Genomic DNA, 12,306 nt, shown 5'->3' on the forward strand with positions numbered 1-12,306 from the left:
GGGCCCGTCGCGTCGTCTCGTTTCTCCGAGTCCACAGAGTCCGCCGAGTCCGTCGAATCCGTCGAGTCCGCAGAGTCCGCCGAGTCCGCAGAGTCCGTCGAGTTGAGGAGAGCTCCGGTCATGAACCGCATCCTGATCGCCGAGGACGAGGAGCGCATCGCCTCCTTCGTCGAGAAGGGCCTGCGGGCCAACGGCTTCGTCACCACCGTCGCCGCCGACGGCGACACCGCCTTCGACTACGCCTGCACCGGCTCGTTCGACCTGATCGTCCTCGACATCGGGCTGCCGGGCCGCGACGGCTTCACCGTGCTGCGCGAGATGCGCGAGTCCCGGGTGACGGCGCCCGTGATCGTCCTCACCGCGCGCGACTCCGTCCGCGACACCGTCGCGGGCCTGGAGGGCGGCGCGGACGACTGGATGACCAAGCCGTTCCGCTTCGAGGAGTTGCTGGCCAGGGTGCGGCTGCGGCTGCGCACCGCCGCCCGCACGCCGGAGGTGACGGTGCTGCGCAGCGGGGACCTCAGCCTGGACCTGCGCACCCGCCAGGCGCGGGCGGGCACGACGGTGGTGGACCTGACGGCGCGGGAGTTCGTGATGCTGGAGTTCTTCCTGCGCCACCCGGGGCAGGTGCTGTCGCGGGAGCAGATCCTCTCCCACGTGTGGGGCTACGACTTCGACCCCGGCTCGAACATCGTGGACGTGTACGTGCGCGCGCTCCGCAAGAAGCTGGGTGCCGCCCGGGTGGAGACCGCCCGCGGCATGGGCTACCGCCTGGCCGTGTCGACGCGTGCGCCGTCCTGAGCGCCCGCCGGGTGTCCGGCCTGGTCACGCGTTCGAGGGTTCGTACGCTCAGCTGTTCGGGGTTCGGATGTTTGATGAGGCCGCCTTCATAGTGGGTTCATCGTCGCCTCACGCGCCGTTTCCAGACTGGCCAGGTGACACTCACTCCTCGTCAGGCGGTCGTGCTCTGCGCGGCGCTGAGCGTCTGCGGCCTGCTGCTGGTGCCGACCAACTTCGACGGTCTCGGCGCGGACGCCCGCGTCACGCTCGTCGTCTTCGCCCTGGCCACCTGCGCCTGGATCGCGACGCCGATCGACGACACCTACGTGGCGCTCGGCGCCGGCCTGATCCTCACCGTCACGGGCGTGACGAGCACCGAGACCCTCTTCGGCACCCTCGGTGACCCCACCGTCTGGCTGCTGATCTGCGCGTTCGTCCTCGCGGCGGCCGTCGCGCGCAGCGGGCTCGCCGGCCGGGCGGCCGCGTTCCTGATCTCGGGTGCCCGCACGGTCAGGCAGTTGGTCCACCTCACCACCGCCGCGCTCGTCGTCACCGCCTTCGCGATCCCGGCGACGTCGGGACGGGCCGCCCTCGCGCTGCCCGTCTTCCTGGCGCTGGCGCGGGCCCTGGCCGACCGCAGGCGGCTCGTCGTCGCCCTCGCGCTCCTCTTTCCGACCGTCATCCTGCTGTCGGCGGTCGCGACGCTGATCGGCGCGGGCGCGCACCTGATCACGGTCTCCGTGCTGTGGGAGACGACGGGGGAGCGGATCGGCTTCCACGAGTGGCTGCTGCTCGGCCTGCCGCTGGCGGTGGTCTCCTCCCACCTGGCCGCCGAGGTGGTGCTGCTGGTCACCACCCGGCGCGCCGACCGCAGGGGGCCGGTGCGGGTGACGGTGGAGGACATCCAGGCCCACAGCGAGCAGCGGGTGACGGGGCCGCTGACGCAGGGCGAGACGCGCTGCGGGCTGCTGCTGGCGACGGTGGTGGCGCTGTGGTGCAGCGAGCCGATCCACGGGGTGTCGCCCGCGCTCGTCGCGCTCATCGGCGCCGTGGTGGCGACGGCGCCGGCGCTGGGCACGGTCCGGCTGAAGGACGCGCTGGCGACCGTGCCGTGGTCGTTGCTGATCTTCATGGCGATGACGATGGCGATGGGCGTGGCGCTGGCGGAGTCGGGCGCGGCCGACTGGCTGGTCGGCGGGCTGCCGATCGGCGAGGCCGTCCCCGCCTGGGTGTTCCTCCTCGTGGTGGTGGGGATCAGCACCGCCGCCCACCTGATACTCCAGTCGCGTTCCGCCCGCTCCAGCGTGCTGGTGCCCCTGGTGGTGGCCTCGGCGCTGGCGGCGGGCGTCGATCCCGTCGCGGCGGCGCTCGCCTCCACGGCGGCGGCGGGCTTCTGCCACACGCTGCCCGCCTCGGCGAAGCCGGTGGCGCTCTTCTCCGACGTGCCGGCGCCCACCCCCACCTACACGCCCGCCGACCTGCTGCGGCTGTCGATGGTGCTCGGGCCGCTGACGGCCGGGCTCGTCCTGGCCTTCGCCCTCGCCGTCTGGCCGCTCCTCGGCGTCGCGCCCTAGGCCCGCCGCCCGACCCGCCCCGACCCCGACTCGCCCCGACCTCCGACCCCCGACTCCGCCCGACCCCGGCTCCCGCCCCGACCCCGTACGACCGCGCCGCGCCTGAGCACCGAGGAGACACCGTGATTCCGCCGACCCCGCCCTACCGATTCGTCGTCGCCCCCAGTGGGATGAAGGAGTCGCTGTCCGCCTCCGACGCCGCCGAGGCCATCGCCGAGGGCCTGCTGCGTGCCGCGCCCGGCGCCGAGATCGACCTGGTGCCGCTGGTGGACGGCGGCGAGGGCACGGCCAGGGCACTGGCCGCCCTCACGCCGGGCGGCACGATCCTGCCCCGCCTGGCCACCGGCCCCGTTGGCGACCCGGTGGAGACGCACTTCGCGCTCCTGCCGGGGCCGGACGGGCCGGTGGCCGTCGTGGAGATGGCGGCGGTGGCGGGCCTGTCGCTGGTGCCGCACGACCGCCGCGACCCGGGCCTCACCACGACCCACGGCGTCGGCGAGCTGATCCGCGCCGCGTTGGACGCCGGGGCCCGCCGCGTCCTCGTCGGCTGCGGCGACTCCGGCACCTCCGACGGCGGCGCGGGCGCGCTGCGGGCGCTCGGCGCCCGGCTGCTCGACGCCGACGGGCGCGAGCTGCCGCACGGCGGGCGCGCGTTGCTCCGGCTGCACCGGATCGACCCCGCCGGGCTCGACCCCCGGCTGGCCGAGACGGAGCTGCTGGTCGCCTGCAACCCGTTCAACGTGCTGTGCGGCCCGCGGGGGGTGGCCCGGGTCTTCGGGCCGCAGAAGGGCGCCGCCCCGATCCAGGTCGAGGAGCTGTCGGCGGCCCTGGAGCGCTGGGCCGCGTCGCTGGTCCGCGACGTGCCGGGCGCGGCGGCCTTCGGCGACCTGCGCAACGACCCCGGCACGGGCGCCTCCGGCGGCCTCGGCGCCGGCCTGGCGGCGCTCGGCGCCCGGCTGCTGCCGCGCTTCGACGTGCTGCTGGACCACCTCGACCTCGACGCCCGGCTGGCGGGCGCCGACCTCGTCGTCACGGCCGAGGGGGCGCTGGACCGGCAGACGCCGAACGGCAAGGTGCCGGGCGAGGTGGCGCGCCGCGCGAAGGCCCTGGGCGTGCCGGTGCTCGCGCTGGCCGGCACGATCGGGGAGGGCGCCCACGAGACGCGGCTGATCGGCGTCGACGCCTACAGCGGCATCCTGCCGGCGCCCGTCGCGCTGCCCGAGGCCCTGGCCCGCGCCCACGAGTTCCTCGCCGACGCGGCCGAGCGCGCGCTCCACATGGTGCTGCTGGGCAGCCGCCTGGCCGCCGCCCGCGCGTGAGCCGCCACGTTCCCGCCCGTGCTCCCGCCCGTGCTCCCGCTCGCGCTCCCGGCCCGCTCCCGGCGTCGGTCACCGCGCCCGGCCGCGGCCGGGCCGGGCGGGCCGGGCGCGGTGACCGGCGGCCTCGCCGCCCGCCGCCCGCCCGGCTGGGCACCGCGCGCACGTGCCCCGGTTCGTTAGCATGGCCGTCATGGCACGAGGCATCTGGTCGCAGAAGGTCCGCTCCGCCCGCTGACGGCGGCGCGTTCTCCCCTCTGAACCCCTTCTGAATCCGCGCTCGCCGTCCCGGTCCCCGCCGGGCGGCCGCTTCTCGCTGCCCGGCTCCACCCCGAGCCGCGGAGCATCCGTTGAACCCCACCCCCCTCCAGCCCCCCGCGTCCGACGCCCTGTCCCTGCCCGTGGAAGCGGGCGACAGCGCCCACGTCCGAGTCGAGGGCGTCACCGTCACCCGTGGGTCGCGGCGCGTCCTGAACGACGTCTCGGTCACCGTCTCCGCACGGTCGCGGGTCGCCGTCGTCGGCGAGAACGGCCGTGGCAAGACGACGCTGCTGCACGTCCTCGCCGGACTGATCCCGCCCGACCAGGGCACGGTCCACCGCTCCGGCACGATCGGCCTGGCCCGCCAGGAGCTGCCGGCGCGGGCGGGCGAGACCGTCGGCAGCCTGACGTCCGAGGCGCTGGCCGCGTCGCTGGCGGCCCTCGCCGCCCTGGACGAGGCGACCGGCGCCCTGGCCGCGGGCGACCCTGCCGCCGACGGCCGCTACGCCGCCGCGCTGGAGGCGGCCACCCGGCTCGACGCGTGGGACGCCGAACGCCGCGTCGACGTCGCCCTGGCGGCCCTCGGCGCCTGCACCGACCGCGACCGGCCCCTGTCGACCCTGTCGGTCGGGCAGCGTTACCGGGTCCGGCTGGCGTGCCTGCTCGGCGCGCGGCACGACGTCCTGCTGCTCGACGAGCCCACCAACCACCTCGACGCCGGCGGGCTGGACTTCCTGACCCGCAGGCTGCGCGAGCACGACGGCGGCCTCGCCCTCGTCAGCCACGACCGGGCGCTGCTGCGCGACGTCGCGAACCGTTTCCTGGACCTCGACCCGACCCGCGACGGCAGGCCGCGCCTGTACGCGGGCGGCTACGACGCCTGGCGGCTCGCGCGGCGTCGCGAGCGCGAACGCTGGGAGCGGGACCACGAGGAGCAGCAGGCCGAGCACCGGCGGCTGCGGGAGGCGGTGTCGCGAGCCCGCGACCGCCTCTCCACCGGCTGGCGGCCGGACAAGGGGACCGGCAAGCACCAGCGCCAGTCCCGCGCACCGGGCGTCGTGCAGGCCCTGCGGCGGCAGCAGGAGGAGCTCGAAGCGCACCGGATCGACGTGCCCACGCCCCCGCCGGTCTCGCGCTGGCCCGACCCGGGCGTCCGGCCCGGCGCCCCGCAGGTGCGGGCACACGGCGTCGCCGTCGCCGGGCGCCTGGCGGGCCCGGTCGACCTCACCCTCGACGGCGGCGACCGGCTGCTGGTCACCGGGCCGAACGGCGCCGGGAAGTCCACGCTGCTGGCCGTGCTGGCTGGCGCGCTCCCGCCCACGGACGGGCACGTCCGGCCGGCGGCGGGAGCGCGGATCGTCCGGGTGACGCAGGAGACCGCCGACCAGGACCCCGCGCTCACGGCGCGTGAGACCCACGCCCGCCACGTGGGACGGCTGGTGGCCAGCGGGGTGCTCCGCGACGCCGACGCCCTCCCGCTCGACGCGTTCGGTCTGCTGGACGCCGAGGCGACGCGCACCCCGGTCGGGCGGATGTCGCAGGGGCAGCTGCGGCGCCTGGACCTGGCGTTGGCCCTGGCGGGGCGCCCGGGGCTGGTCCTGCTCGACGAGCCGACCAACCACCTGTCGTCGGCCCTGGTCGAGGAGCTGACCGAGGCGCTCCGCCACACGAGCGCCGCCGTCGTCGTCGCGACGCACGACCGGCAGCTGCTGCGGGACCTCGCCGACTGGCCGCGTCTGGAGGTGGGCGGACCGCCGGCGGGCGGCTGACGGTCGGGAGCGCCGGGGCGCGTCCGTGACGGTGGCCCACTCGTGGGCGCCCGGCCCGTGGGGGCCCGGCCCGTGGTCCCCCACGGGCCGGCCGTCACACCGGAGTGTTGTCGAACGGCGCGGTCAGCGCGCGCAGCAGGGCGGCCAGCTGGCGGCGCTGCTCGGTCGTGAGGTCGCCGAGGATCTCCCGCTCGTGCACGAGCAGCTCCGCCAGCGCGTCGTCCGCGCGGCGGCGTCCCTCCGCCGTCAGCCGGACCAGGACCCCGCGCCGGTCGTGCGGGTCGGGGAGCCGCTCGACGAGGCCGCCGCGTGCGAGCCGGTCGATGCGGTTGGTCATGGTGCCCGAGGTGACGAGCGTCTGGGTGAGCAGCTGGCCGGGGGAGAGCTGGTACGGGCTGCCGGCGCGCCGCAGCGCGGTGAGGACGTCGAACTCCCAGGACTCCAGCCGGTGCTCGGCGAAGACCAGGCGGCGGGCGCGGTCGAGGTGGCGGGCGAGCCGGCTGACGCGGCTGAGCACCTCCAGCGGCTCCACGTCGAGATCGGGCCGCTCCCGCCGCCAGGCCGCCACCAGCCTGTCCACCTCGTCCTCCATGGGGCCCTCCATGGGAGCCAGTCTAGTAGTTGTGTCGATATGAAGTCTCTTGACATCAAGAGAAACGGCGAGGCACGATGCGGTCATGCGCGCACCCCGCGACCCCCACGGCCCCCGGCCGCCCCGCCCCACCCGGTGGGACCCCGAGCAGTACCAGCGGCACAGCGGACACCGTAGCCGCCCCCTGCACGACCTGCTGGCCCGCGTGCCGCCGCTGCCCGCGCGCGATCCCCGCGTCGCCGACCTCGGCTGCGGCCCCGGCGCTCCCAGCCTCCTGATCGCCGAGCACTGGCCGAAGGCCCACATCACCGGGTACGACTCCTCCCCCGAGATGCTCGCGCGGGCCGGCGAGCACGCCGGGCCCACCCCCGGCGGCGGCAGCCTCCACTTCGCCCACGCCGACCTCGCCGACTGGACCCCCGAGCCCGCCTCGTTCGACCTGATCGTCTCCAACGCCGCCCTCCAGTGGGTCCCCGGCCACGCCGCGCGCCTCCCCGCGTGGGTCGAGGGCCTGGCCCCCGGCGGCGTCCTCGCCTTCCAGGTGCCGGGCAACTTCTCCGCCCCCAGCCACACCCTCCTCGCCGAGTTGGCCGAAAGCCCCCGGTGGCACGCGCGGCTCGGCGGCGTGCTGCGCACCGGGAGCGACGAGCCCGTGCTCTCCCCGGCCGGGTACTTCGCGGTCCTGGCGCCGCTCGGCTGCGCGCTCGACGTGTGGGAGACGACGTACCTCCACGTGCTGCCGGGCGAGGACCCGGTGCTCGACTGGGTCAAGGGCACCGCGCTGCGCCCCGTGCTGACCGCCCTCGGCGACGACGAGGAGGCGCGGGCGGCCTTCCTCTCCGAGTACCGCGACGCCCTGCGCGCCGCCTACCCCTCCTCCGGCAGCCACGGCACGGTCCTCCCCTTCCGTCGCCTCTTCGTGGTCGCCCAGCGGTAGACCCACACGCGGCGGACCGCCCGGCGCCCGGCTCCCAACCCGGCAACCTTTTCCCTCCCTCGCGGCGACCTCACAGCGCCCCCGACGGCCGTCGAACGCCGTCCGAACTGAGGAGGAATCGTGTCCCAGGTGCCCACCGCGCGCGAGCGCGGGCCCAGACGCGGTGTGAGCCGCCCCCGAGCGTTCATCGGAGCGGCACTCGCCGGCGTCCTCGCCGCCACAGCACTGACCGTCGCCTCGACCACCTCCACCGCGGCCCAGGGCGCGCGGGACGGCGCGAGCCGCGCCGGCGACGCGGTCCGCCCGCTCCAGCAGCTGGAGAGCCTCGACCGCGGACTCGTCAGCGTCCACAACGGCAGCGGCAACCTCGTCAGCTGGCGGTACCTCGCCAGCGACCCCGACAACGTGGCCTTCCACGTCTACCGCGGCGACACCCGCGTCACCGAGCAGCCCGTCACCGGCTCCACGAACTACTTCCACGCCGGCGCCCCCAACAGCGCCGACTACCGGGTGCGGGCCGTCGTGAACGGCGTCGAGCAGGAGTTCTCCCCGCACGCCATCCAGTTCCGCCCCGGCTACCGCGACGTCCCCATCCAGCAGCCGCCCGGCGGCAGCGTTGGGGGCACCCCCTCTGGGGGAGGGTCCAGCTACACCTACAACGCCAACGACGCCTCCGTCGGGGACCTCGACGGCGACGGCGTGCTGGAGTTCGTCCTCAAGTGGGACCCGAGCAACGCCAAGGACAACTCCCAGTCCGGCCACACGGGCAACACCATCCTCGACGCCTACACCCTCTCCGGCGAGCGCCTGTGGCGCATCGACCTCGGCCGCAACATCCGCTCCGGCGCGCACTACACGCAGTTCCAGGTCTTCGACTACGACGGCGACGGCTCCGCCGAGGTCGCCGTGAAGACCGCCGACGGCACGGTCGACGGCACCGGCCGCGTCATCGGCGACGCCGGCGCCGACCACCGCAACTCCGGCGGCTACGTCCTGTCCGGCCCCGAGTTCCTCACCGTCTTCGACGGCGAGACCGGCGCGGCCCTCGACACCGTCGACTACGTCCCCGCCCGCGGCAACGTCTCCAGCTGGGGCGACGACTACGGCAACCGCGTCGACCGCTTCCTGGCCGGCACCGCCTACCTCGACGGCCAGCGCCCCTCGATCATCATGGCCCGCGGCTACTACACCCGCTCCGTCATCGCCGCCTGGGACTTCCGCGACGGCCAGCTCACCCGCCGCTGGACCTTCGACACCAACAGCTCCACCAACGTCGGACGCGGCTACGACGGCCAGGGCAGCCACAGCCTGTCGATCGGCGACATCGACGGGGACGGCCGCGACGAGATCGTCTACGGCTCCATGGCCGTCGACGACAACGGCTGGGGCCTGTGGACGACCCGCACCGGCCACGGCGACGCCCAGCACCTCGGCGACTTCGACCCGAACGACGCCGGCCTGGAGTACTTCAAGGTCTCCGAGTCCAGCAGCCAGCCCTCCTCGCTGCGGATCGACCCCGCCAACGGCTCGGTCGTCTGGCGGACCGGGTCAGGCTCCGACAACGGCCGCGGCGTGGCCGGCGACGTCCACGCAGGGAACGCGGGGGCCGAGTTCTGGTCCGCCAGCGACACCACGCTGCGCAACCTCGCCGGCGGCTCGGTCGGCCGCGAGCCCTCCAGCGTCAACTTCCTCGCCTGGTGGGACGGCGACCCGAGCCGCGAACTGCTGGACGACACCCGCGTCGACAAGTACGGCACCGGCGGCGAGACCCGCCTGCTGACCGGCTCGGGAGTCTCCTCCAACAACGGCACCAAGGCCACCCCGGCGCTGTCGGGCGACATCCTCGGCGACTGGCGCGAGGAGGTCGTCTGGCGCACCAGCGACAACCGGGCGCTGCGGATCTACTCCACGCCCCACGAGACGTCGTACAGGATCACCACGCTGCTCCAGGACCGCCAGTACCGCACCGGTCTGGCCTGGCAGAACACCGCCTACAACCAGCCGCCGCACCCGAGCTTCTACATCGGCGCGGGCATGGGCACGGCACCGAGGCCCACGGCACTTCCCTGAGACGGGGGCCGGCTCACCCCCTGATCGGGGAACGTCATTGGTCAAAACGGGTGAAGGGTGGCAACCGAATCATCCGGGGCGCGTTGTGCAGGTCGCTCCATTGACAGGGCACTCCAGCACTCGGAAGGACAAGCTAGTGATCAAGAAGACGCTTGCCACGGTCGTCGTCGCGGCCTCCGCCGTCGGCGTCACCGGCGTCGCGGCGACCCCCGCCCTGGCCATCGGTGGCGACGAGACAGAGGCCGTGAAGAACGCGCTCGGAGCCAAGGAAGCGATCGGCAACACCACCACCGGTGGGTACATGAGCCCGAACATCTCGCTGATCAACGGCTCGCTGAACCGCGTCTGCCTGGGCCTGGACGACATCGACGCGGGCGTGCTCCAGCTCGTCGGCGTGTACGACCTGCTCAACAACAAGCCGAAGAACAGCTGCTCGGACAACTCGACGGCGACCTCGGGCGACTCCCCGCTGTCGCACATCCTCTCCGACCTCTCGGTCCTGTCCGAGAACGGTGTCTCCAAGCACTGACAACCGGCGGACTCCGGGTTCTTCGGCCTTCTGACCGGTGCTCCGCGGCCCGGCCCTCCTCCCCGGCACGCCCGGGGAGGAGGGCCATCGGCGTTCCCGTGAGCCCGTCGGCCCACGGCAGCCCGTCGGCCCACGTCGGCCCGCGGTGCCCGGTGCCGGGTGGCGGCGTGCCCGGCTAGGTGCGGCGGTGGCCGACCAGCCGGGGGTTGTGCTCCAGGCCCTGGAGGCCGTGCCAGGCGAGGTTCACCAGGTGCGCGGCGACCTCCGCCTTCTTCGGCCGGCGCACGTTCAGCCACCACTGGCCGGTCAGCGCGACCATCCCGACCAGCGCCTGCGCGTACAGCGGGGCCAGCTTCGGGTCGTACCCCCGGCCCTTGAACTCCAGGCCCAGGATGTCCTCGACCTGGGTGGCGATGTCCCCGATGAGGGACGCGAAGGTGCCGGTGGTCTGCGCCACCGGCGAGTCCCGGACCAGGATGTGGAAGCCGTCCGTGTGCTGCTCGATGTAGTCCAGCAGGGCGAACGCCGCCTGCTCCAGCAGCTCCCGCGGGTGGCCCGCGGTCAGCGCCCCGGTGACCATGTCCAGCAGCCGCTTCATCTCGCGGTCCACGACGACGGCGTACAGGCCCTCCTTGCCGCCGAAGTGCTCGTAGACCACCGGCTTGGAGACGCCGGCCTTGGCCGCGATCTCCTCCACCGAGGTCCCGTCGAAACCGCGCTCGGCGAAGAGCGTGCGGCCGATGTCCAGCAGCTGCTCGCGGCGCTCGGTGCCGGTCATGCGCCGCCGCCCGCGCCGGGCGGCCCGGGGCGTGCCGTTGCGTGCCCCGGCGCGGCTGGCGCGGGCCGCGCGCTCCGCGCGTTTCGAACGGGTGCCCCGCCCGGAGCCGGCACCGGCACCCGTACCTGCGCCTGTACCGGCAGCGACGCCGGGCCCCGGGCCGGGCGGGACGCCGGGCGGCGGCGACGGTGGAGAGCTGCCCGCCCCCGCCGTCACCCCCGCCGGCGTCACCGCTGCCGCGTCGTTCTCACTCTCGCCGTCGCCCCTGCGCTCGCTCGCCACGTCCTTATGATGCCGCGCCGGCGGTGGCGGTCACCTCCCGGTTTTCGTCCTCCCCCGCCTGACGTCCGCTGCCGTCCCTGCGCTTGGCGTCGAGCCGGGACTGCTTGGGCCACCGCACGTCGTACACCCAGCCGGCCTTCTCGAACCACCGGATGAGCCGGGCGCTGGAGTCCAGCTGCCAACGGTCCACGCCGTGCCGGGCGCAGGTGGGGTCGGCGTGGTGCAGGTTGTGCCAGGACTCGCCGCAGGAGAGCACCGCGAGCCACCACACGTTCCCGGAGCGGTCGCGCGACCTGAACGGCTGCTTGCCCGTCGCGTGGCAGATGGAGTTGATCGACCAGGTCACGTGGTGCAGCAGCGCGACCCGCACCAGCGAGCCCCAGAAGAAGGCGCTCAGCGCGCCCTGCCAGGAGAGCGTCACCAGGCCGCCGATGACGGCGGGGGCCGCCAGCGACACGACCGTCCACAGCGCGAACTGGCGCGAGATCCGCCGCATGTCCGGGTCCCTGATCAGGTCCGGCGCGTACTTGTGCTGCGGCGTCTGCTCACGGTCGAACATCCACCCCATGTGCGCCCAGAACAGCCCCTTGACCAGGGCGGGCACCGTCTCCCCGTACCGCCACGGCGAGTGCGGGTCGCCCTCGGCGTCGGAGTGCTTGTGGTGCCTGCGGTGGTCGGCGACCCAGCGCACCAGCGGCCCCTCGATCGCCAGGGAACCGGCGATCGCCAGCGCGATCCGCATCGGCCGCTTCGCCTTGAACGCGCCGTGCGTGAAGTACCGGTGGAAACCGATCGTCACCCCGTGGCAACCGATGTAGTAGAAGGTCACCAGCAGCGCCAGGTCCAGCCAGCTCACGCCCCAGCCCCAGGCCGCCGGCACGGCGGCGATCAGGGCGACGAACGGCACGACGATGAAGAGCAGCAGCGTGATCTGCTCCAGCGAGCGCCGTTCCTCACCACCCAACGTGGCCGAGGGCGGCGGCGCCACCTCGTCGGTGAGGGGTGGCGGGGGCGGAGGGAGGTCACGGTTACGGGTCGTGCTAGGGGTCATGAAGGGTTCCTCGCGGATCCGTTGGGGAAAGGTGGCTGGCAGCGGTCAGGCAGCGATGTGAGACGACGACGGCGGGGGCGGTATGCGGAACGGACGGGACAGCGGCTTCGACTGCGGAGGGCACAGCCCACCTACGGGACCGTAACCTACGGCATCGTAAGTATCGCAGTTCGCGCCGATGTCACAAGGGCCCCAGCCCGATGTCGTCTGCGGTGACTACGATGGGGACGGCGGGCGGCGCGGTCCGGGGACTCGCGCGACGACCTGCGCGGTGCCCTCCGCGTCAGCCACCGAAGACGGACACCTGACACCCAGGCGCGAGGAGCCGCAGCGTGAGCAGTCACGACCTCGACAGCAGGCCGGATCC

Annotated in this window: 10 protein-coding genes; 7 read left to right on the top strand and 3 right to left on the bottom strand. The window is 74.3% G+C overall.

Annotation, left to right across the window (positions count from 1 at the left end):
- Window positions 1-120: 120 nt before the first annotated feature.
- The 4 genes from ACTWP5_RS14985 (at window position 121) to ACTWP5_RS15000 (ending at window position 5,700) form a co-directional block, all read left to right on the top strand.
- Complete coding sequence (locus ACTWP5_RS14985) at window positions 121-801, top strand: response regulator transcription factor (RefSeq protein ID WP_443221425.1); 681 nt, start codon at window positions 121-123, stop codon at window positions 799-801.
- Between the two features lie 134 nt (window positions 802-935).
- On the top strand, window positions 936-2,354 hold the full coding sequence (locus ACTWP5_RS14990; protein WP_443221426.1) for an SLC13 family permease: 1,419 nt from the start codon (window positions 936-938) through the stop codon (window positions 2,352-2,354).
- 170 nt (window positions 2,355-2,524) lie between these two features.
- Complete coding sequence (locus ACTWP5_RS14995; RefSeq protein WP_443221461.1) at window positions 2,525-3,673, top strand: glycerate kinase family protein; 1,149 nt, start codon at window positions 2,525-2,527, stop codon at window positions 3,671-3,673.
- 347 nt (window positions 3,674-4,020) lie between these two features.
- Window positions 4,021-5,700, top strand: a complete 1,680-nt coding sequence (locus ACTWP5_RS15000) for an ABC-F family ATP-binding cassette domain-containing protein (protein WP_443221427.1) — start codon at window positions 4,021-4,023, stop codon at window positions 5,698-5,700.
- A gap of 94 nt (window positions 5,701-5,794) precedes the next feature.
- On the opposite strand, the gene ACTWP5_RS15005 is transcribed toward ACTWP5_RS15000, so the two are convergent.
- On the bottom strand, window positions 5,795-6,292 hold the full coding sequence (locus ACTWP5_RS15005) for a MarR family winged helix-turn-helix transcriptional regulator (protein ID WP_443221462.1): 498 nt from the start codon (window positions 6,290-6,292) through the stop codon (window positions 5,795-5,797).
- Window positions 6,293-6,377: 85 nt separating this feature from the next.
- Between ACTWP5_RS15005 and ACTWP5_RS15010 the strand changes: the two genes are divergently transcribed.
- From ACTWP5_RS15010 to ACTWP5_RS15020, 3 genes are all read left to right on the top strand, one after another.
- Window positions 6,378-7,229, top strand: a complete 852-nt coding sequence (locus ACTWP5_RS15010; RefSeq protein ID WP_443221428.1) for a trans-aconitate 2-methyltransferase — start codon at window positions 6,378-6,380, stop codon at window positions 7,227-7,229.
- A 120-nt stretch (window positions 7,230-7,349) separates the two neighbouring features.
- Window positions 7,350-9,299 (top strand): rhamnogalacturonan lyase, encoded by a 1,950-nt coding sequence (locus tag ACTWP5_RS15015; protein ID WP_443221429.1) that lies wholly within the window; start codon window positions 7,350-7,352, stop codon window positions 9,297-9,299.
- 136 nt (window positions 9,300-9,435) lie between these two features.
- The gene (locus ACTWP5_RS15020) at window positions 9,436-9,828 is read left to right on the top strand and encodes a rodlin (RefSeq protein ID WP_443221430.1); all 393 of its coding nucleotides are present in this window, start codon (window positions 9,436-9,438) and stop codon (window positions 9,826-9,828) included.
- Between the two features lie 175 nt (window positions 9,829-10,003).
- Here ACTWP5_RS15020 and ACTWP5_RS15025 read toward each other — a convergent pair whose 3' ends face one another.
- On the bottom strand, window positions 10,004-10,606 hold the full coding sequence (locus tag ACTWP5_RS15025) for a TetR family transcriptional regulator (RefSeq protein ID WP_443221431.1): 603 nt from the start codon (window positions 10,604-10,606) through the stop codon (window positions 10,004-10,006).
- Between the two features lie 286 nt (window positions 10,607-10,892).
- On the bottom strand, window positions 10,893-11,939 hold the full coding sequence (locus ACTWP5_RS15030; RefSeq protein ID WP_443221432.1) for an acyl-CoA desaturase: 1,047 nt from the start codon (window positions 11,937-11,939) through the stop codon (window positions 10,893-10,895).
- Window positions 11,940-12,306 lie beyond the last annotated feature (367 nt).

Source organism: Streptomyces sp. 4N509B, from assembly GCF_052245655.1.
Taxonomy (GTDB): domain Bacteria; phylum Actinomycetota; class Actinomycetes; order Streptomycetales; family Streptomycetaceae; genus Streptomyces.